Source organism: Variovorax sp. dw_954, from assembly GCF_018449755.1.
Lineage (GTDB): Bacteria > Pseudomonadota > Gammaproteobacteria > Burkholderiales > Burkholderiaceae_C > Variovorax.
Window position 1 is genome coordinate 579,561 of the sequence record NZ_JAAVVD010000002.1, and the last position, 21,959, is coordinate 601,519.

A 21,959-nucleotide genomic window follows, 5' to 3' on the forward strand; every position below is an offset into this window, starting at 1 on the left:
GCATGAGCGACATCCCGATGGAAGACGCACTGGTGGGCTCGAGCGGCCAGGAGAAGGCCGACATCCTGATCGTGGACGACCTGCCCGAGAAACTGCTGGTGTTCCAGACCGTGCTGGAGGAACTGGGCCAGAACCTCGTGCCGGTGCAGTCGGGCGCGGCGGCGCTTCGCGAGATCCTGAAGCGCGAGTTCGCGGTGATCCTGCTGGACGTCAACATGCCGGAGATCGACGGCTTCGAGACGGCGGCGCTGATCCGCAAGCACCGCCGCTCGGCCCACACGCCGATCATCTTCATCACCTCGTATGCCGACGAGGTGCAGACAGCGCGGGGCTATTCGCTGGGCGCCGTCGACTACATCCTCTCGCCGGTGGTGCCGGAGATCCTGCGCAGCAAGGTCGGCGTGTTCGTCTCGCTCTACCTCATGACGCGCCAGATCCGCCGCCAGGCCGACAGCAAGGCCGCAGTGCTGGCGGCCGAAGCCGCACGGCGCATCGCCGAGGAGAACGACAGGTGTTCCGCCTTCCTGGCGCGGGCCAGCCGCATGCTCAGCGGCTCGCTGCAGGCCGAGGTGGCGATGAACCAGTGCGCCGAGTTGCTGATACCCGAGTTGGCCTCCTTTGCCGTGGTGCAACTGACCGACCCCGACTTCGGCCAGTCCGGGGCCTTGGTCGCGTCGGCCTCCGAAGGTCGTGTCTACACCTCGCGGCAACCCGAGGCCGACCTCGACCCGCTGCTGCGCGACACGCTGGCCGACGCGATCGTCTCGCGCGAACGCCGCGTGGTCCGGACCGCCTTGCGCGAGTCTGCCGCCGGCTCGCCGGCGTTGGAGTTGATCCATGCGCGCCGGCTGGCAACGCTGGATACGTTCATCGCCGTGCCGCTGCGCGTGGGCGAACGTGTGCTGGGCGCCATCCTGATCGCGCCGGATGACGAGAGCGCCTGGAAGGCGCACCTGACCATGCTGCTGGAGGAGATCGCCGCGCGTGCGGCCAGCGCCTTCGAGAACGTGCGGCTCTACGGCGTGCTGCAGCGCGAGGTGCACGAGCGCATGGCGGCTCAGGAGGAACTGCAGGAGTCGAACCGCCGCAAGGACGAGTTCCTCGCGATGATGTCGCACGAGCTGCGCAACCCGCTGGCGCCGATCCAGATGGCGGTGGAAGTGGTGCGCCGCACGGCCGCCCCGCATCCCAAGGTGGACTGGGCCATCGACATCGCCAACCGGCAGCTTCGGCAGATCACGCGGCTGATCGAGGAACTGCTCGACGTCACGCGCATCAGCCAGGGCAAGATCGTCCTGAAGCGCGAGCGGCTGGACCTCAATGCGGTGATTTCGCAAGGCGTGGAGACGGTGCACGGGCTCGTGGAGAGCCGCCGGCAGTCACTCGTCGTGGAACTGCCGGCGCACCCGGTCTGGCTGCAGGGCGACGTGGCGCGGCTGACGCAGGTGGTGGCCAACCTGCTGCACAACGCGTCCAAGTACAGCCCGGAGGGCACCGCCATCGTGCTGCGCTCGCACGTCGAGGGCGAGGACGTTGTCGTGTCGGTGGTCGACCAGGGCATGGGCATCGACCCGGAACTGCTGCCGCGGATCTTCGACCTGTTCGCGCAGGGCAAGCGCGGGCTGGACCGCTCGCAAGGCGGCCTGGGCGTCGGGCTCACGCTTGCGCGCAGGCTGGCGCAGTTGCATGGCGGAGACATCGAGGTCATCAGCGCCGGCTTCGACAAGGGTTCCGAGTTCAAGGTGCGCCTGCCCGATGTGATGCGGGACAAGGCGCCTGACATCTTGGGCGCGGTGTCGGCCACGCCTGCGCGCCGCGAGGTGGAGCGCATCTTGGTGGTGGACGACAACCACGATGCGGCCGTCGCCATCGCTGCCGTGCTGGAGCTGGACGGGCATGAGGTGCGCGTGGCGCGCGACGGGCAGGAGGCCCTGGCCGAACTGGCCGCGTTCAAGCCGCAGGTCGTCGTCCTCGACATCGGGTTGCCGGTGCTCGATGGTTATGAGGTGGCGCGGCGCATCCGGCTGCTGCCGGAGGGCCAAGGCATTCTGCTCATCGCGCTGACCGGCTACGGCCAACTCAGCGACCGGCAAGCCGCGGTCGATGCGGGTTTCGACAAGCACTTCGTCAAGCCGGCGGATACGACGCTGATGCTGGCTTGCATCGACGCATGGCGGGCTCGGGCGGGCGCGTTGCGTTGAGGCGAAGCGAGGGCGCGCAAGGCCGGGTGCACACCGGGCTCTCCCTACATGGAGAGATTGATTCGCGCGTTGACCAGCCGGATGTTCCTGAAATGGCTGCCCTCCCACTTCACGTGTTCGCCGCGGAGGTCGTGGCCCGCAAGCTCCGTGCCAAAACAGTTCAACAGCCTTACGCCTGACCACTGGCCGGCATCGAGCGTGACCGTATTCAGCTCGCAGGACTCGAAGGTGCAGTCGTTCAGAGTGGATCGCGTCAGTTGGCTCTGGCTGAAGGTGCACTGGTTGAACGTGCACCCCGCCATCGTGATGCCCTCGAAGTCACACGCGGTGAAACTTGCGCCGGTGAATGTGCAGGCATTCCATTGGCCTTGATGGAATGTCGTGGCAGTAAAGCTGCTGCCCATGAATGTGCTGCTGGCGAATACCGCCAGATTCAGGTCCAGGCCAGCGTAGGCATTGCTGTCGGCTTGACCCGCGAGGCCTGCCGGCGCACCCCCGATACCTTTTCGCCACTTGTCGTGATTGAGGATGATGGTTTGGGAACTCATGGTTTGCTGCGTTTGGGCATCATTGCGCGTCGGGGCCTAGCTCGTCACCACACCGTCGGCACCGGTGACGCAGCGCATATTGCGATACTTCATCTCGATCTCGGGTTCGCCGTCTGCATGCGCGCATGCGAAGACACCCAACCTCGTAAAGCCGATGCGGGGGCATCGGCCGCGGCCATGCGGATCACGAAGTGCCTCCGCCTTCTTCGTAGTCCACCAACTTCCACACAGTTCCGGTGCGGTAGGTCGCTTGCTCACCCTTCAGTTTTTGCAGGAAACTTTGCTCCCCCGCACGCACGATGCCGGGCATGACCTCGCCCGCCTTGAAGTGCCGGCGCCTGCCGTTCTGGATATTGCCTTCGTCGTCGCACTGCCAGATTCCGGTTTGGGGGCAGGTGCGGCCAGTCGCAGCGAGTTCGCCCAAGGGGCGCCGCGGATTGGCGTCGCTTGTTTTCTTGGCGGTGCTGCTCACTGGCCTGACACGGATGGAACTGGTGAGCTTGTCCCACAACGCGACGGCCTCTTCATCGGTCAGGCTGGGTTTCTGGCTTGCGGTGACATTGCCCTTGACGCCTGTATCCAATTGCACGTCGAGCACCGGCTTGAGCGCGTTGTTGGGCTCACCCTGGCTCTTGAATTTGAATTCGTGGTTCTCCGACGCATTCCCTTGAACAGGGACGCGGGCAAGCACCTCGAAGCCATTCCAGCCTTCGATCTGCCGCTCACCGCGCCGGAGAAATTTAATGCTCGAATACCAATCTTCCATTCCCGACTCTTCGGCATTGCGCTTCGCCTTCTCGAGGCGTGGATCGATAGCGTCGGAGGGAACGAGCACGTCCTTCTTGGTGACTTTGATCGATAGGTGCACATCAGAGAATTCGTTGAAACGAATGCCGATCGGAATCGTCTCGTGGGAGAGACCAGATGCATCGGCAATGAATCCGCCGTCTATGCAGACGCCGGGTTCTGCGGGAATTTCGTCGTTGAGTCTTGGGATCAACCGCCGTGCGAATTTGTTCAGGGTGACCAATTCCTTCGCAAGGGTCCAGTCACTGCCCGGCGCATTAGGTTCGACGCCCGCGGTGGAAGATTGAACGAAGAGGTCGTCGCCTGCTGCTATGAAAGAGCTAATGGTGTAAATCGAGCCAGATGAACTCTGGTATCCAATGACGATTTTTTGACCCGGGAGTTCGCCGTCAATAGTTTTTTCAAAGAGGGTCAATCCACTCGTAGTTGGTACGCGCTTGCTGGCCCGAAGTTTCCCTTCCGCTTTGCGAACCCATTCTGCCAAGTTCCTTCCCTCTCCCTCAACCCGGTCCGTATTGAAAGGCACCTGCGACTCGCCAAACACGACCGTTGCGGTCTCCGGCACATCAATTGCAAATCGACCGAAGCACGCGGTCTTGGTTTTCTCGAACAAGGGTTGCAGACGTGTGGAAAGAGCGGTCATGTTGGGCGGGTTGAAAGATTCGGGAAGGCGCTGGCAAGCACATATGAATAGCGTCAGGATTGACGCGGTAATGAGATGCAACCAAGCAGACGGGGAAACTTGTTTCATGGCTGCGCGCATCACCAATCCATCGATTGCGCGATGCGCACCAGGCTGTAGAGAGTCGAATGCAGGGCGCCTGCGTCCTTGTAGCTGTCCTGATGTTCGTAGCCTGTCTGACGAAAGATGCCTTTGAAAACACCGCTTCGCAACTGATGATCGGCTGAATGCGCCGGCACAGTCTGGTCGCCTGGATCGGATGCCGGCACGAGTTTCACCGGGACGATCTCGGTTGTGCGATGGCCGACGCGCGTACTCGCACCTTCAGCCTTCATGCCCATCTCTCCCATCTCTCCGTCAAAATGAATCCGAAGGGCGGAAACGTTTGGCACAGTCGAGCGCGAATCGACCTGCCACACAACGTGATGCCACGCCCGGTGCGCGTCATCTGCCCCGTAGTGGGCGTAGCTCTGCGGGTGATAGGTGTTGGCAATCCGGTTATGAAACGTCTTGGCATCGTCAAGATAGCCGTGCGTGCGATCGACTCCTGCAAATCGAACGTTCGCTGGATTCAACCATTGCTCACGCAGCAGCCCATACCATTCGTTGCGCAGTTTGTAGATTTCCTCGTAGGGATCGCCGTGCTTGGGCAGATCGATGCTGGGCTGGCTACCGCACCGAATGTGCAACCACTCATTGCCATACGCTTGGCTCGGCAGAAGTTCCAAACCTCCAGGCGCGTTGCCCAAGACCACGGTCACTTCCGAACCCTCGTTGCCGAGCACCTTCGGAACAATGCTGACCGGACTGTCCTCGAATCCGCAGCGCATGCGTTTGTAGGCCGCGCCTGCACCAATGGCCGGCATCACGCCATGCACAACGCCCAAGATTTGACCCTGAAGTCCACCAATCTCAGGATGGATCACTGCCCTTGCGGCCAAGCCGCCCATGCTGTGGGTCACCAAGATGACCTTCTTGCACTCGAAGCCCCATTCCTTGTTGTATCGTTCGACCAACGCCGCAATGCGTGAGGCCAACTTCAAGCCCGAGTCTTGGTTCGATTGCAGCCAGTTGTACCCCATTGCGTGCACCGGATACCAGCAATCCTTGGCGATCTTCTTTAGGTCATCGTCGGTCAGCGGTTGCAACGCTGGCTGCGGATTCGCCTGCCATTTGACTGGAGACACGCCCAGTAGGTTGTCTTTCCACCATGGGTCCAGATTGCCGCTCGAGTAGATGGCATTGAGTCGCTCCTCGCACATCTCTAGCAGCTCGCGATAGCTGCCGAAGTAGATCTCACCCCAGCCGCGCTCGCGGGCCTTTCTCTCTTTGGTCTTGCGGGGCTGAGCAGTGGGTGGATCTTCCATCAGCAGTGGAGTGTCGATTCCAACGTTCAGCTTGAAGGTCGCCTTGGCGTTGTCGTGCCGCTGGTCTGCGCTTTTTTCCTTGTCGCCCGTGGGATTTGTCTCGGGGTCATAGATGTCCACCTCCGTTGACAACGGATCGAGTTGGAGTTGTCTCGTTTCGAGGTCAGCGCCGATCAGAGCAGCGGCTTCCGCTTTTCTTTCAGGACGCCAGGCGATGTTGTTCTTCTTCTTCAACGTCTCCTGTCGCTCCTTGCTCATTCGCAGGTTGGAGCCCATGATTCCAGGCAGGAAAACGATGGGTATGACGCGCTTTGGGGGCACCGCCATGACTTGGCCGCGTTTCTCCTGTGTCGGAGTCAGAAAGCCCTCAGATTCGCGCCCTTGCTTTGCCTCGGGCCGGGTGGGGAGTTGGTAGCCTGTAGCCATTGAAGTTGTGTTTTAAGTAGCGAGTCAGTCTCGGAGTGCTTCGACTGTGTAGCGAGCGAATGCAATCTGGGACTGGATGGTTTGGGTCTTGCCTTGGCCGTCCGTCCTTCCTTCGACGACCGAGCCGTCCTCAACGGTGATCCGATAGCGCTGATTTTTCAGTGGCTCGCCCGTGTTGGCATCGGTCAAGACTACGTACTGGTCATGCGTTGGAGCATCGAATTTCGAGGGGGCTTGCGGACTTCCCACACCCGCCCCACCGATGCTGAAGTCCGGCGACATGATGTGGTGCAGGCTCTGGCTTTGCTCCACGATGCGGCCGCTGGCGTAGTCGACTTGCACGCCCTGAGCGACATGGGTGATCCTGGGCGACTGGACGATGAATTCCTCGCCCGCGATGAGCATGATTCGCTTGGCCGCGATGACCTTCACATCGTCCTTGTGCGCCTCGATCTGCAGGTCGCCTTCCGCCGTCACAAGCTTCATTCCCTTGTGCGCGAAAGCGCTGAAGATGTCGGCTGCGCGCATCAACAGCTTGCGGCCGGCGCTGACCTGCGTGTTGCCCGCACTGACCGTATCGATGTGGCTCTGCGCGCCAAGCAGCAAGGCATCCTGGCTGGTCACCGCAATGCCTGCCGGCGCGTCGATTGCCACCATCGGCGCGCCGCCGCCCCGGCCTTGCTCGTTGACGTTGCTGCCGCCGTCCCAGTTCTTCAGTTGCGTGACGATCTTCTCGATGCGCGCCGTGTCGGTGTCATCGGCGTGATGGGTGCTGGACAGTTCGCCCAAGGTCTTGACGATGCCCTGTAGTCGCTCCGCCAGGCCGAGCAACGCCTGCCGCTCCAGCATGTTGCCGCCAGCGCGGGATTGCGGTTGCGCGGTGACATAAACGCCTTTGCCACCGCGAACCGCCACCTGCGCATCGCTGCGCGCTTCCAGCCCTTCGCCACGCGGCTCGCCCTTCCCATCGCTGCGGGGCTGCGTCAGCCAACCGCCGTTGAGCTGCGTGGCGGCGTACGACGAGCTCCACTGGATGCTGATCTGCCCCGGCGTGTCGTCGTATCGCAGTTGGTTGTAGCCCGAGCCTCGAATCTCGCGCGTCTTGATGCCTGAGACATAGCGGTTGCCCGGCAACTCGCCCACGTTGCTCCATTCCGCAGGCATGTTGCGGCCGTTGTGGACGATGCCGACGACGACGGGCTTGTCGGGGTCCCCGCCCTCGAAGTCGATGTACACCTCCATGCCGATGCGCGGAATGAAGTTGGCGCCGAATCGATTCCCCGCCAGCGCCATGACGAAGCGCACCCACGCGCTGTCGCTGCCATTGCCGTTGGTGCCAGCGCCTTGGGCGTGTTCGTGGTCTTGCGGTTTGTAGCCCTGGAACTGGATCTTCACGCGGCCAAGTTCGTCGGTGAAGACCTCTTCGCCTTCAGGCCCGACGACGATGGCGGTCAGCGGGTGAATCTGCGGCAGATCGAGCGCCGGGTTCCACTTCGGCGCGATCGGCGTGTCGCGTCGCACGAGCCTGAAGGCGTTCTTGTAGCGCTTGTCGTCGTCGAGGGTGTGTTCGCCGTGGCCCGTCAGCAGGTGGACTTGGGCGTCGAGTTCCTTTGGCAGGTTGTTCTCGGCGCGGTGCGTCACTTCCAGCACGACGAATTCGCGCTCATGGTCTGGCAGCGTGTCGATGCGGGGGTGGCCGATGAGCTGGATGCATTCGCCCACGGCGAGATCGCGCACGCCGCTTTCTCCGCGCAGGCACTGTGCTTCGAATTCGTGGTGGCCCATGCGCCGGCGGGTGCGGCGACCCATGTCCGCCCAGTCGTCGCCTGCATGCGGGGTGTCGACCTGGACGTCGAGCAGGAGGGCTGCGAGTGCGGCGCCTTCGTCGCCTTGGTCGACGCCATTGCGGTCGCTCGACAGGTCGATGCGTGCTGCCTTGTAGTCCCTTGTCAGGCGCTCGACGGCACCAGCGACCAGCGTCTGCTCATGCACGATGCGGGTGATGGCGTCGCGGCGTTCGGTGGCGCGGTCGCCGTGGTAGCGCAACGGCCCGCCCGCGTACGATTCGAGGCGGGAGGTGTGGTCGAAGAGCACCATCTCGTGCTGCGGGATCTGGCCGTCATCGGCGCCGGCGCGGAAGAACCAGGAGATGCCGGAGCGCTTGAGCAGGCGCCGCAGGAAGGCCGCATCGGACTCGTTGAACTGATGGACGAACGCGCGAGGCGGGTAGTCTTCTGGCCGGGAGACGCGGGTGACATGGTTGAAGCATGCGGCCAAGGCGGAGCTGCGCTGGCGCCATTCGCCGAGCAGGACTTCGACGATGTCGAGATCGCTCTTGTCCCGAAAAATGCGGCTGTTGATTCGTCGTTCCAGCACGCTGAGCGCGTCGCGTGCTTCGAGTTCGTAGACGGTCAAACTGCCATCCGACTGGCCTGCCTTGGCGCCGGTGACGATGGCGCAGATGCGCCGGAGAGCACCCTGATCGGTGACGATCTGGACTTCGACCGATTGGCCGATGAAGGATTTCAGAGGCAGGTTGGCATTGACACTGAGGCAGGTCAGCCGCGCCGCGATGCCGTCGTTGAGGGCTTCCTGCACATCGATGCGCTGCAGCAGCAGGTCGGCACCAATGATGTTGTTGCGGCCCACCTTCAGCCGCAAGGCGCGCCGTGATTGGGACAACGCTTCGGCCGCGATGAGCTCGCGCAACTCCGCCTGAATCGAGCGATTCATGGGCTACTCCCTGTGCTTCTTTGTTGTGAAAAACAGGGCGAGTCTAAGCGATGCCAGTCAGTTCGCGCGCGCGGCTACCTGGCATGAATAGTGACTTTTGCTGCAGTCGCGCGCCGACGTCCGGGCCGCGGCCGAATACGACTTCGCGATCAAACGCATAACTGCGTTGGATCGCCTTGCCGTGCTACAGCACTGTCTGCGGCGCGCCGCCTTGTTCTACGCTTGACGCGGCCGTTGCCATCGCGCCAAGCTGGACGGGCACGAGGTGCGCGTGGCGCGCGACGGCCAGCAGGCGCTGGCCGAACTGGCCGCGTTCAAGCCGCACGTCGTCATCCTCGACATCGGGCTGCCGGTGCTCGAATGTTATGAGGTGGCGCGGCGCATCCGGCTGCTGGCCGAGGGCCGAGGCATCCTGCTCATCGCGCTGACCGGCTACGGCCAGCTCAGCGACCGGCAAGCCGCGGTCGATGCGGGATTCGACAAGCACTTCGTCAAGCCGGCGGATACGACGTTGATGCTGGCTTGCATCGACGCATGGCGGGCGCGGGCGGGTGCTTCGGGTTGAGGAGGTGTGCAGCCGTCCGGCGATCCCATGTTGACGCGCTGTTGGTTCCTGGGATTCCTGAGAGCGCCTACCGCTCTCGCACAATCGGTCAATTGAGCCCATCGTCCGGTTCAAGCGCAGCAGCGCCGTCCACAAGCGCGAAAGGAAGCAAGTTGCAAGTCAAACGGATAGTCGCCAATTTCGAGGCGCATGACCCCTCCCGGGCCCGGGCGTTCTATCAGGACGTCCTTGGCCTCGAGCTTTTGATGGACCACGGCTGGATTCAGACCTATGGCTCTCCGACCGAGATGGCCGTTCAGGTGAGCTTCGCCGCGGAAGGTGGCTCCGGCACTCCGGTGCCGGACCTGTCGATTGAAGTGGATGATGTGAACGCTGCGCTCGAACGCATGAGGGCTGCCGGCTTCTCCATCGAATACGGACCTGCTGACGAACCCTGGGGAGTCCGCCGGTTCTTCGTTCGCGACCCATTCGGGAAGCTGGTCAATATCCTTGCGCACACCTGATTGAGCGCCGTCCGGAGGCATCCCTCCCCGACGAGATTCGGCCTAGGCGCAGACACTGAACGTGATGCAGTTCCCAGGGCACTCGACACGAAATCCATTGACTATGACTAACAGCGTGGAGAAACTGTTTGCAAACGACGGTTCGGCTTGAGTTTCGAGAATGCCCACGAAATTCCATCTTCGGTATCGATTGACCGACACCTCAACAGCATGTCCCCCGACCCCGATGCGAAGCCCGGCTCCGACGTTCCCGCCAGCGAGCAAGCCGGTATCGCACGGCGAAATATCAGGATTTTCATATCCTCCCCCAGCGACGTTCGCCCGGAGCGGCTGAACACGAAACGCCTGATCGAAAAGCTGGATCGCGAGTTCGGGCATCACTTCCGGGTGGAACCGGTGCTGTGGGAATGGGAGCCGCTCGTAGCCACAGGACATTTCCAGGACTCGATTACGCCGCCTCGCGAGACGAACATCGTGGTCGTGATTCTGTGGTCCCGGCTCGGCGTGCCGTTGCCGACCGACAAGTTCCTGGGGGCCATCACCGGCCGCCCCGTCACCGGGACCGAATGGGAGTTCGAGGATGCCTTCGCGGCAGCACGGCAGGGCGGCGAACCCGAACTGCTGTTCTACCTGAAAACCGCCGAGGTCAAGGGTTCGCTGGAGGACGAAACCGCATTGCTCCAACAGCTCGACCAGAAGAAGCGGGTCCTGGATTTCATCCAGCGATGGTTCGTGGACGCGGCTTCCAAATCCTTCAAGCTTGCCTACAGCAGTTTCGTCGACACGGCCGACTTCGAGGAAACCCTGGAGACGCATTTGCGGGAGCTCCTGGAAAGGCGGCTGAACCTGGCCGAAGGTGCGTCGGTGGAGGGCGGCATTCGATGGCATCAGGGCAGTCCCTACCGGGGCCTGGAGTCCTTCGAGCTGGAGCATGCCCAGGTGTTCTTCGGCCGGACTCGGGCGCGCAACGAAATACGAGAACGCCTGGCACGCCAGGCGGATGCCGGTTGCGCCTTCGTCCTGGTTTTTGGCGCCAGTGGCAGCGGCAAGTCGTCCCTGGTCAAGGCGGGATTGCTGCCGGACCTCAAACTGCCCGGCATGATTGGCCAGGTCGCCGTGTGCCGCCACGCAGTGTTGCGTCCGGCCGATGCCCGGGGCGACTTGCTAAGCCATCTCGCCACTGCGATCCTCAGCGCTACTGCCCTGCCCGAACTGGCGGACCTGCAGTACGACCCGGCCACGCTGGCGAAGCTGCTGCGGGAAGCCCCCAACCAGGCGAGGCAGCCTATCCTGCAGGGCCTGACGGCCGTCGGGAAAACAGAGCGACTCACCGAGCGCGCCGAGGCGCGACTGCTGCTCGTGATCGACCAGCTGGAGGAACTGTTCACGCTGGACGGGCTGCCCCCTCTGGACAAGATTGCCTTTGTTGCGGCGCTTGAGGGGCTGGCGAAATCGGGCCTGGTCTGGGTCGTGGCGACCATGCGCAGCGACTTCTTCGACCGGTTGGACAGTGTGCCGGCCCTGGCCCAACTCGCCGCCGGCGAGGCGCGTTATCTCTTGACGCTCCCAACGCCCGCGGAAATCGGCCAGATCGTCCGCCAGCCGGCTCGTGAAGCCGGGTTGCGCTTCGAGTTCGATCGGGCACGCGGCCTGGGCCTCGACGACGAACTCTGCCAGGCAGCGGCCCGGGCGCCGTCGGCCCTTCCCCTGCTCGAATTCACCCTGGACCAGCTTTGGCAACGCCGCACCGCGAGGGATGAGCTGACCTTCGCCGCTTACGATGAAATGGGCGGCCTGGAGGGTGCCCTGGGCCGCCGCGCTGAAGAAGAATTTGCCCAGCTTCCGGTCGAGGTCCAGTCCGCTCTGCCGCAGGTCCTGCGGGCACTGGCGACAACGGGCCAGGGCTCCCGGGGCGCAGTGACGGCGCGGGTTGTTCCGCTGAAGGATTTCGTCCCCGGCAGCCCGCCGCGGCAGTTGGTGGACGCCTTTCTGGCGCCCAAGGCGCGGCTGCTGTTGGTCTGGGGCGACGAGGAGGAAGGACAGCAGCTGCGGGTGACGCATGAGGCACTGCTGACGCATTGGAATCGCGCGAAGGAACAACTCCTGCACGATCGTGCCGATCTGCAGACGCGGGATCGCCTGAAGGAGGCCGCGTCACTATGGCAGAACGCGCAGGGAGCCGACCGCACCAGCCGTTTGCTGCCCACCGGCTTGCCGCTGGCCGAAGCCGAGGATCTGCTGCAACGGCGCCGGGATGAACTGGACGGGACGGTCGTCGGCTACATCGAGGCGTCCACTACTGCGGCACGGGCCCAGGCGCGCCGTCAGCGGCGACAGCTGCTCGCCGTCGTGGTGATTTTTGCCATGCTCGCCGTTGCCGCAAGTGCTACGGCTTCCTGGGCGATCCAGGCACGAAAGGATGCGCTTGCAAAAACGGAAAGACTCCAGGCCGTTCTGCTGCTGGTGGGGAAAGGTTCCCTCATTCGCGCCCGGAAGGAAGATCAAGGCCAGGAATTCCGCGAGCTGCGATTGGAGAATCTGCGACATATCATGCCGAGCCTGCCAGAGCAGAAGGCGGAGGTATATCTTCCATACCTGCAAGTTGTGATGCACGAATTCGGAATCAATACGCCACTGCGCCAGGCCGCATTTCTCGCGATCATTGCTCACGAATCGGCGGAGCTGCGAGTCCTGGAGGAGATTTGGGGGCCGAATGCCTTCCAGCTGAAATACGAGATGAATAAATCCTTGGGTAACACACAGCCGGGTGACGGTCAGCGATTCAAAGGCAGGGGCGTAGTGTTGATTACGGGGCGCTACAACTATGCGCGCTTCGGAAAACTTCTGGACATGGACTTTATTTCGAATCCGGAATTAATGAGCACGCCCGAGGTGGCTATTCTGATTGGCGCAGATTTCTGGGAAGAGAAAGGGTTGAATAAATTTGCAGATGTTGGTGATATTTCAACAATTCAGAGGCGAGTCAGTGGAGGACTCCTTCGACTTGATGGTTTATCGAAATATTATCAAAGGGCAAAAGAAACCTTCGGGATAAATGACGGTATTCGAGATCCCGTGGCGAATGCAAATGGGGGTCAAACGAGCGTGCCAACCGCCGCTGGTGCGGCTCCCGGCCCGTCAGCCCTGATCGGTGCTCGGTCTGAAATTGCGGCACCGGCGGTTGCTCCGACGCTCCCTGGGCCGGCCGCCCCTCCAAGGTAACGCGACCGTTCTTCTGTAATTTCGAGGCCGCTGTCGGTCGACTGGGTCAGTTGGGCTATTCGTCGCACGGATCTTGTCCGTGGCGCAGTTGCGGGCGGCTCAAGCCACACGTCGTCATCCTCGACATCGGGCTGCCAGTGCTTGAGGGTTACGAGGTGGCGCGGCGCATCCGGCTGCGGCCGGAGGGCAAGAACACCCTGCTCATCGCGCTGACCGGCTACGGCCAACTCAGCGACCGGCAGGCCGCGGTCGATGCGGGTTTCAACAAGCACTTCGTCAAGCCGGCGGATACGACGTTGATGCTGGCTCGCATCGACGCATGGCGGGCGCGGGCGGGTGCTTTGGGTTGCGGTGTCGGTTCTTGGGTCCGATCCGCGCTTTCGCCGCCGAAAACGCACGGCTTGACGCCACGAGATGGCCGGCCTGAAGATCGGACGCCGCGAGCGTGGGCGTTCGCATCAGCGTAGGAGCAACTTCGAATGAGTGTTCAACCTGGCGCAGGCAGCCCCATCGGTCCAGCGGAGTTGAAGCACCGCACCATCCATCGCCGCGCCGTGGAGGCCGTCATCTGGGGCATTCCTGCGGTGAACTACGACTTGATGTTCCAGTCGATGGTCCGCGATGCCAAGGGCGCGGTGAACCAGATCCTGTACTGGTCGCGCCTGGCGGACTGGAAGAACCAGTTCCTGACGCCCAACCCCGACACGATCTACTTCATGCCCTTTTTCAGTACCCACGGCACGGGTCCGATGGTGCTCGAAATCCCGCCCGCGGGTGATGACGGTTCGATCACCGGCACGATCATGGACAGCTGGCAGGTAGCCCTTGAAGACGTCGGCCCGGCCGGTCTGGATGCCGGCAAGGGCGGCAAGTACCTGATCCTGCCGCCGGGATACAAGGAGCCGGTTCCTGAGGGCTTCCCGCCGCTGGCGTCGGCCACCTTCCAGGGCTACGCCCTCCTGCGCTCGATACTGAAGAGCCGCACGGACGAAGATATTGCCAAGGCGGTCGCCTACGGCAAGCGCATCAAGCTTTATCCGCTTTCTGCTGCATCACGCCCTCCCGAGACCGCGCTCATCGACGCCATCGACGTCGTGGTCTCCGGGGTCATTCCTTACGACACGCGGTTCTTCGAGTCTCTCGATCGCATGGTCCAGGCTGAGCCGTGGATCGAACGCGATCGCGCCATGATCGATCCGCTGAGGTCGCTCGGCATCGAACAGGGCAAGCCGTTCAAGCCCGATGCGGCCACGACCGGACTGCTCGAATCCGCCGCACAGGAGGCGCTGGCGCTGTTCGACCTGCGCTACGAGACCACCTACGAGCCGCACAACGAGGGCAAGCGATGGTTCCTGCCCGCCGACAAGACGCTGATGGATTCCGTGCAGACCGGATTCACCAAAGCCGATGTCTATCCGACGGACGGCCGGGGAACGCTCTTTTACTTTGCGTACAGCATGGTCAAGCACCTCGGTGCGGGACAGTTCTACCTGTTCGTCAGCCGCGACAGCGATGGCAATCCGCTCGATGGCGGCGGCACCTATCGTCTGCGTGTGCCGCCCAATCCTCCCGTCCGCCAATACTGGTCTGCAGTCCTCTATGACTTCGCAACGCACGCGCTCATTCGCGACATGCCCTGCGCCAGCCGTTCCTCGCAGTCACCTGGTTTGCAGACACATCCCGATGGCTCGGTCGATGTGTACTTCTCGCCGAAGGCGCCCGACGGCAAGGCATCGAACTGGATTCCGGCCGATGCCAACGGCCGTTTCGAGGCGCTGTTCCGCTTCTACGGTCCCGGGAAGCCGCTGTTCGACAAGACCTGGGTGCTGCCGGACATCGAAAGGATCGGTTGAATAGGTCGGACGGACGCAAGTTCAAAGGAGCGAAAAAATCATGGAACAGACGACCACCGCCACGAAGACCGGAAGGCCTGCGGACTGGGCGACCGAAGAGGCCGCGTACACGCTTGGCGTTCAGGCTTACCTGTGGGGCGTGCCCTTCGTGGAGTACGGGAAGACCTCGGTCGGCGGTGTGAAGGCCCGAGCTGTCGCACTGAACAGCTTTCACAAATATCCGGCGCTGAAGACCGCCAAAGACCGCTTCATCGTGACGCCGAACAACGTCACGATCGACGGTTACGGGGTTTGCGATCTGCGCGACGAGCCCGCGGTCATCTTCGTACCCAGGCTGGCAGATGATCGCTGGTACATCGTGCAGCTCGGCGACCACTACGACGAGATCTTCCACAACATCGGCGGCATCAAGGGGCAGCAGCCTGGCGTGTATCTGGTGACGGGGCCGGACTTCAGTGGCGCAATCCCGGGAGAGATGACGCAATTGCGCTCACGCACCCGCTGGGCCGCCGCCGGGCTGCGCGTCTTCGTGAACGGCGACGCAGACTTGCCAGCGGCCGTCGAGGCCCAGAAGGGCTTCCAGCTGATGCCCTTATCGGCGTACCTGAAGCAAGGCCTCGCCTTTCGGCCGCAGGAGAGTTCCATCTACGCATTGCCCCAGCTTCCCTCCGCTGATGCACCGGAGGGTCTTCGCTTCTTCGAGCAGCTCGGACACTGGATGAAGTCCTGGCTGCCCGCGACAACGGGCAACAGCGATACCCTGGTCAACAGCTTTCAGAAAATCGGACTGAGCACCCCGCGTGGCTTTGAATGGGCCGAGCTCGGCGAGCCGGTGAAGCGGGGCCTTGCGCGAGCGGTCAGTTCGGGCGAGCAGATCGTGGATGCGGCGTGGGCCTCGACCGGGGAGACGACGAATGGCTGGAAGTACACGTTCTCAGGCGGCCGCGCCGGGCACGACCTCGCGCTTCGGGCGGCGCTCGCCAGGTACGAACTTGGCGCGCAGTTGTCGGACCAGGTCATCTACCCGAATTGCGCCGTCGATGCGCATGGCGCCCCTCTGGATGGCGCGAACAGTTATGTCCTGCACTTCGCAAAGGGCCAGCAGCCCCCTGTGTCGGTCTTCTGGAACCTGGCGATGTACGGCGCCGACATGCTGTTCGTCGAGAACGAATTCGGGCGCTGCAGCATCGGCAGCACGACCGATGGGCTGAAGCAAGCGGCCGACAGTTCCTTGCGCATCGTCATTCAGAGCGCGAAGCCCGACGACACGTCCAACTGGCTCCCGGCCCCTGCAGGCCCGTTCAATGTCACCATGCGCCTCTACGGGCCCATGACGTCGGTGCTGGATGGGTCCTATCGTCTTCCGCCGATCATGAAGCAAGCTTGATTTGATTGCGTCGGGACATGGCGCGAGTGACTGCTCGGAGGCGCAAATGTCGCCGATGGGTAGGGCAGTTCAGGGCTCGAAGCGGCTGTTCGTTGGCTACGGGGTTGCCACGATGTCCTCCAGCTTCCACGTCTTGTCGAAATAGGCTTGAGATGGCCCATAGAAGCGGAAGATCGGAAACCATCCCTTGCCGGCAACAGTCTTGATCCAGTTCTTCGCCTTCGTGGGCGCGCTCGGCCCGAAGTAGATGTCGATGGAGCCGTCAGGATTGACTTCGGGCCTGGTATAGCTGCTGACCGAAGGGAGTGGCTCTCCGTTCTGCAATTCCGACCTGCTCAGTGAGTCGTACACAACGACCGACCAGAAATTGCCGGCTGGAATCCGGGGTAGGACATGAAGCTGATAACTCTTGGCGCCATCGAGGAAGCGCCCGTCCGCATCCCGGTATGTCCAGAGGTACTGCGAACCTTGGCCGACATTCTTTTCCATCATGGCGGGCGAGTTGCCAGCGGCCATGTAGTAAACGTTGTTCCTCGCGTCGATCTGCGGCGCTCCATCACGCGAGAACGTGTAGGTCATGCCGTCCGGGATGCCTTGCCACTTGCGGTCGGGGTAGTACGGTGAGCCGGTTGCATACGTATTGGCCCGGGCCATGGCGCCACCCAGCCGCGCAGCTTCGGACAGGAGCGCCTTCATCCTGTCGTCCGGCTTGAAAGGCTTCCCCTTCTCGATGCCGATGGACTGCATCATGGAGCGTTCCAGCGGGCCGAAGCTCTCGAGTGGTTCCTCGTTCACGATCACGGAGAGCAACTCAAAGAAGCGGAAGTTATCGGGAAACAAGGTGTCGATGTCCTTGCCGGAGCCATTCAGGAATTCCATCTCGGGAGGGGTCTTCGCAGCCGCGAGCGGATACACCTTGATCTGCTTCATGAGGCTGACGGCTTGATCCGTCTTGCCTTCTGCCTGGAAGCCGCGTACCGCGAACGTCACCGAGTAGGTGGGCGAACGGACGACGAAATAGCCCTTTGGCACAGCTCCCTTGAAACCCGGCGGCAGGACAAGAAACTTGCCGCCTTTCCCCTCGTCCGGCCCCAGCGGTCCAATGTCCGCGAGATACCGCTGTAGCCCATCCTGCAGGAAGCCGAGCATGTGCGCAGGCGCCTCTACCACCGTGGGCCCATCCGCCCCGAGTGCGAGGTGGGAGATGCCGTAGACGGTCTCGGTGTTGGCGGTCAGGAGGACTGTCTGTGGCCCCATGAGCTTTTCCCAAACGACCACCTGCGCCGGCTTTGTCGCGCCGAAGGCACGAAGCCCTTCTCGCAAGGCCACTTCGCTGACCGGCATCAATTGGGTGAGGTAAACCTCGGTGGCCCGATTGAGGGTCTGCAGGTCAAGGAGGCGCTGGGCGGTATCGCCCTCGGGGTAGCCGTTCTTGAACTCGAAATTCCCGGATCGGCTCTTCAAAGTCTCCGTGCCGAGCCAGCCATGAGGCTCGACTTGCTGGCCGCCGACCGATGTCGAATCAGCCACGCCGCCAGCAAGTGAGGCGGCAGCGAGCAGGACAGAAGACTTCCGAGTGGGCATGACAGTACCTCCGCTCAAGATTCCACTGTAGACAGATCACTTGGGCGTGGGCATTGCCCATTGGTGCAGGCAAGCGGATCAACGGCCAACGGATGAAGCGATGTGAACGCTCCAAGGGCGAAGGACCCACCGCAGTGCAGTTCGAGATGACGCAAGTGACGCGCGACGCATTGCAAAGGTGGATCAAGCCAGCAGGATCGAAGCCCGAGTCGTGTCCACGACTCGCCGCATCGAGGGACTCGGAACTACGCTCGAATGCCGGAGGGCGGGGTCGAGGAGCGCGGCTTTGATTGGAAAGCGAGGCTCGGCGCTCGTGGTGCCGATGGCCCGGCGCCAGGCACTGCTTTCACTGTCGCCGGATACTGTTCGGACCACCCACTGACGAGCGAAGCATGCAACTCCCGAAGTTCGGACTCATCCCCTGGTTGCTCCTCGGTGCCACGCCAGTGGTTGCGCAGATCAACGCCGGAACTCTGCCCCCCGACCCATCGCCTCCGTTCAAGCTCACGAAGGTCGCGCAGTTCGACCTGCCATGGCGCATCGCCTTCCTGCCGGACGGACGCATGCTGATCACCGAGAAGATCGGCAAGCTCTTCCTGGCGAGCCAATCCGGACAGAAGCTCGAAGTCACTGGCGTGCCGCCGGTGCTGTACGAAAGGCAGAACGGCCTGCTCGGCGTCTACCTGGCCCCGTCCTATTCGAGCGATGGGGCGATCTACCTGACCTATTCGGAACCCGGACAGGACTGGGGCACCTCAAGCCTGGCGCTCGCCCGGGCGACGCTCAAGATCGGCGCCGGCACTGCCTCGCTGGAGGACCTGAAGGTGGTCTGGCGCGACCCGATCAAGGGCAAGGGGGGCCAGGTCGGCGCTGCCGTGGCCTTTTCGCCTGACCAGAAATTTCTCTTCCTCACGGCTGGCGATCGGCAGCGATTCACCCCCGCCCAAGACCCGAACCAACCGGCCGGCAAGATCCTGCGACTGACCCTGGACGGCAAGCCCGCACGAGGCAACCCCATGGAGGGCAAGACCGGCGCACCATCGGTCCCGGTGATCGATCCGCCACGAGACACGGAGGCCGCCAAGACTGCGCCCGTCGTGCGCACCCATGTTTTCGACGGCCCCAATCTGACGCCGTCCGAGACATGGACCTCGGGGCATCGCACGCCCTACGGCCTCGCGTTCGCGCCGGATGGCCGCCTTTGGGAACTCGAGCATGGGCCGCGCGGCGGCGACGAACTCAACCTGATCGAGCCGGGCAAGAACTACGGTTGGCCGCTCGTCTCCTATGCAGTGAACTACGACGGCGTGCCCATTGCGAACCCCGACACGCGCCCCGACCTCGCCAAGCCCGCGATCTACTGGACGCCCGTCCTCGCGCCCGGCAACCTGATGTTCTACAGCGGCGCGATGTTTCCGCAGTGGAAGGGCTCAGCGTTCGCGCCCGGCCTCGTCAGCCGTGCCCTGCACCGGATCGAGGTGCACGGCGCGATCGCGACGCCGGCCGAGCACTGGACGGTCGGATTCCGCGTCCGCGACGTCGAGCAGGCGCCGGATGGCGCGCTGTGGTTGATCGAGGATGACCACGACGGCGGCTTGTATCGGCTCACGCCGAAATGACCCGTATGTAGCTACAGCCCGGCGTGCAGCGCCGTGATTGCGGCGATGGCTTCATGCCTTGCCTCGTGAAACGCCTGTCGCCTGGACCGCGAGCCCGACTCCGCAAGGTTGACGGGCTCCCGGTCGTCGATCCGATACGACCAGCTCCACCGATCTCCGCTTTGCCACGCGTCAGTTATGACCTGATGCCCATGGTGTTCAAAGCTCGTGTTTTTCATCTGCTGTCTCGATCGAAGCAACCTGATGAGATGTTTGCCAAAAGCGCCACCAAGGCCTCGCCTCGCGTTGCTCATCGCTGCTCAGAGGCGATTTGACCGTCGTGACGCCACCAAAACGTCTGTTCATTTCGTCCTCGTACAGCCAGACCATCCGCTCGGCATCGGGCGTTCGCTCGCAACGCCGGGCCTGCCAGTGCCGGGTTGACGCAATGAGGTCCTTGTCTGTCAGTGTCTCGAGGTCCGCTGGGGAATCATCTATTCGCTTCATTGATCGACCTTGCGCCTTGCCTGTCGTTGTTGATGTCAGCGCAACGCGCGAATTGCAGGTGCAATCCGTCTGATCTCCGCCACACTGGCACTCTCGAGCGTGGGCAGCGCGCTTGCGCAACATCGTGACCACGGCCCAGACCGCGATGGACGCGTGCTGCTGAAGCTCGCGCTGGTCGCGTGGGTGCCGGGCATGGGGGGCAGCGTGCTCCAGTAGCGCGGTGGCGTTGCCGGGGCTGGAACAAGCCCTACGATTCCAGGCGGCGCAGGCTTCGCGCCAGAACAATCAAATCAATATCCAGGAGACCGGAACCACCATGTCCAAGCCGACAGACTTCACAGCCATCCTCGCCAAATGGGAGGCAGAGCAACCCGATACCGTGGCCATCACCTTCGGCGCGTCGAGTTGGACTTGGGGCCAACTGGCCACGCGCGTGCGGCGCAACGCGGCGGCCCAGCGCGCCGCCGGGCTCGTGCCCGGGGACCGCGTCGCCGTGCTGGATCTCAACCATCCCTCGTGCCTCGAACTCACGCTGGCCTGCGCCCAGATCGGCACGGCCAATGCCGTCGTCAACTTCCGGCTGGCTCCGCCCGAGATCGCCTTCGTGATCAACGATGCGCGGGCACGCATCCTCTTCGTCGGGCCGGAGTTTGCCGCCGCCGTCGAGCAGTTGCGCGACAAGCTGCCGAGCGTCGAGCGCGTGATCCGCATCGGCGGCCCCGGCGACGAGTACGAGGCGTGGCTGGCGGCGCAGGCGCCCGATGCCGCGGTCCACCCGTCGGCGCCCGGCGACTGCTTCGTCCAGCTCTATACGTCGGGCACCACCGGCTTTCCCAAGGGTGCGATGCTCACCCACCGCGGGATGGTCGCGCACGCGCACAACGTCTGCGTCGACCAGTCGATCAACCCCGATTCGGCCGTGCAGGTCGCGATGCCGCTGTTCCATGTGGGCGGCACCAGCTATTCGCTCGCGGCACTGAGCCAGGGCGCGCACATCTTCATGGTGCGCATGCCGGACCCGGCGGCGGTGCTGGAGATGCTGGAGCGCGAGAAGATCACGCACACCTTCCTCGTGCCTGCGCTGCTGGCCATGATGGTCAAGGTGCCGGGCGCTGCCGGGCGTGACTACTCCGCCCTCAAGACCTTGTCCTATGGCGCTTCTCCCATGCCGCTGCCGGTGATGCGCGCGACCCTCGAGATCTTCCCCGGCGTGATGCAGCAGGTCTACGGCATGACCGAGCAATGCGGCGTCGTGAGCGTGCTCGGCGCGCCGGACCATGCGGACCCGGCGGTGGCGCATCGGCTGGTATCGGCGGGCAAGCCGATCCACGGCGTCGAGATCAAGGTCTGCGATCCGGTCACCGGCGAGCCGGTGCCTGCGGGTGAGCCGGGCGAGATCTGGGTGCGCAGCGAACAGGTCATGGGCGGCTACTGGGGCAAGCCCGAGGCCACCACCGCGGCGATCACGCCGGATGGCTGGCTGCGCTCGGGCGACGGCGGCCACTTCGATGCGGACGGCTACATCTACGTCACCGACCGCATCAAGGACATGATCATCAGCGGCGGCGAGAACATCTATCCCGCGGAGATCGAGCGGGTCATGGTGGAGCACCCCTTGATCGAAGACGTGGCCGTGATCGGCGTGCCGGACGAGAAGTGGGGCGAGGTGCCCAAGGCCGTCATCGTCGCGCGGGCCGGCGCCACCATCGACACGCAGCAGATGATGGCCTGGTGCCGCGAGCGCCTGGCGTCCTTCAAGTGCCCCAAGTCCTTCGACGTCGTCGACGCACTGCCGCGCAACCCCACAGGCAAGGTGCTGAAGAAGGACCTGCGCAAGCCCTATTGGGAAGGGCGCGCGCGCCAGGTCGCGTAGCCCACGCATCGCCCTTTCGCGGTGCAGTGGCTCCCCCTAAGGGCAAATCAGGATGCAGCCCGCGCCTGTGAGGACTGAGACTCGCTGCGGTAGGCAAGGCGAG

General features: G+C 63.2%; 15 protein-coding genes. 9 read left to right on the forward strand and 6 right to left on the reverse strand.

Annotated features, from left to right (window positions below; genetic code table 11):
* The first annotated feature begins 2 nt into the window (after positions 1 to 2).
* Positions 3 to 2,201, forward strand: a complete 2,199-nt coding sequence (locus HB681_RS05805) for a response regulator (RefSeq protein ID WP_213953815.1) — start codon at positions 3 to 5, stop codon at positions 2,199 to 2,201.
* 44 nt (positions 2,202 to 2,245) lie between these two features.
* Here HB681_RS05805 and HB681_RS05810 read toward each other — a convergent pair whose 3' ends face one another.
* From HB681_RS05810 to HB681_RS05825, 4 genes are all read right to left on the reverse strand, one after another.
* Positions 2,246 to 2,749 carry a pentapeptide repeat-containing protein gene (locus HB681_RS05810; RefSeq protein ID WP_213953816.1) on the reverse strand — a complete coding sequence of 168 codons (504 nt, stop codon included), beginning with the start codon at positions 2,747 to 2,749 and terminating at the stop codon, positions 2,246 to 2,248.
* Between the two features lie 184 nt (positions 2,750 to 2,933).
* Positions 2,934 to 4,199: a T6SS immunity protein Tli4 family protein gene (locus HB681_RS05815; protein WP_213953817.1), complete on the reverse strand. Its 1,266-nt coding sequence runs from the start codon at positions 4,197 to 4,199 to the stop codon at positions 2,934 to 2,936.
* Positions 4,200 to 4,318: 119 nt separating this feature from the next.
* Positions 4,319 to 6,031, reverse strand: a complete 1,713-nt coding sequence (locus HB681_RS05820) for a hypothetical protein (RefSeq protein WP_213953818.1) — start codon at positions 6,029 to 6,031, stop codon at positions 4,319 to 4,321.
* 24 nt (positions 6,032 to 6,055) lie between these two features.
* On the reverse strand, positions 6,056 to 8,764 hold the full coding sequence (locus HB681_RS05825) for a type VI secretion system Vgr family protein (protein ID WP_213953819.1): 2,709 nt from the start codon (positions 8,762 to 8,764) through the stop codon (positions 6,056 to 6,058).
* A gap of 265 nt (positions 8,765 to 9,029) precedes the next feature.
* On the opposite strand from HB681_RS05825, the gene HB681_RS05830 reads away from it, so the two are divergent.
* From HB681_RS05830 to HB681_RS05855, 6 genes are all read left to right on the forward strand, one after another.
* A complete protein-coding gene (locus HB681_RS05830; RefSeq protein WP_345944629.1) occupies positions 9,030 to 9,329 on the forward strand; it encodes a response regulator in 300 nt (99 codons plus the stop codon).
* A 152-nt stretch (positions 9,330 to 9,481) separates the two neighbouring features.
* Positions 9,482 to 9,832, forward strand: coding sequence for a VOC family protein (locus HB681_RS05835; RefSeq protein ID WP_213953820.1), 351 nt, complete (start codon positions 9,482 to 9,484; stop codon positions 9,830 to 9,832).
* 210 nt (positions 9,833 to 10,042) lie between these two features.
* Positions 10,043 to 13,054 carry an AAA family ATPase gene (locus HB681_RS05840; protein WP_213953821.1) on the forward strand — a complete coding sequence of 1,004 codons (3,012 nt, stop codon included), beginning with the start codon at positions 10,043 to 10,045 and terminating at the stop codon, positions 13,052 to 13,054.
* 50 nt (positions 13,055 to 13,104) lie between these two features.
* Positions 13,105 to 13,521, forward strand: coding sequence for a response regulator (locus HB681_RS05845; RefSeq protein ID WP_256734823.1), 417 nt, complete (start codon positions 13,105 to 13,107; stop codon positions 13,519 to 13,521).
* Between the two features lie 144 nt (positions 13,522 to 13,665).
* Positions 13,666 to 14,907, forward strand: a complete 1,242-nt coding sequence (locus tag HB681_RS05850; RefSeq protein WP_213953822.1) for a DUF1254 domain-containing protein — start codon at positions 13,666 to 13,668, stop codon at positions 14,905 to 14,907.
* A gap of 40 nt (positions 14,908 to 14,947) precedes the next feature.
* A complete protein-coding gene (locus tag HB681_RS05855) occupies positions 14,948 to 16,294 on the forward strand; it encodes a DUF1214 domain-containing protein (protein ID WP_213953823.1) in 1,347 nt (448 codons plus the stop codon).
* A gap of 96 nt (positions 16,295 to 16,390) precedes the next feature.
* On the opposite strand, the gene HB681_RS05860 is transcribed toward HB681_RS05855, so the two are convergent.
* On the reverse strand, positions 16,391 to 17,878 hold the full coding sequence (locus HB681_RS05860; protein WP_213953824.1) for a DUF1254 domain-containing protein: 1,488 nt from the start codon (positions 17,876 to 17,878) through the stop codon (positions 16,391 to 16,393).
* Between the two features lie 392 nt (positions 17,879 to 18,270).
* On the opposite strand from HB681_RS05860, the gene HB681_RS05865 reads away from it, so the two are divergent.
* A complete protein-coding gene (locus HB681_RS05865; protein ID WP_213953825.1) occupies positions 18,271 to 19,497 on the forward strand; it encodes a PQQ-dependent sugar dehydrogenase in 1,227 nt (408 codons plus the stop codon).
* A 198-nt stretch (positions 19,498 to 19,695) separates the two neighbouring features.
* Here the strand turns inward: HB681_RS05865 and HB681_RS05870 are convergent, their stop codons facing one another.
* Entirely contained in the window at positions 19,696 to 20,268 is a 573-nt protein-coding gene (locus tag HB681_RS05870; protein ID WP_213953826.1) for a hypothetical protein, read from the reverse strand.
* Between the two features lie 31 nt (positions 20,269 to 20,299).
* On the opposite strand from HB681_RS05870, the gene HB681_RS05875 reads away from it, so the two are divergent.
* Positions 20,300 to 21,856, forward strand: a complete 1,557-nt coding sequence (locus HB681_RS05875) for a long-chain-fatty-acid--CoA ligase (protein ID WP_213953827.1) — start codon at positions 20,300 to 20,302, stop codon at positions 21,854 to 21,856.
* Positions 21,857 to 21,959 lie beyond the last annotated feature (103 nt).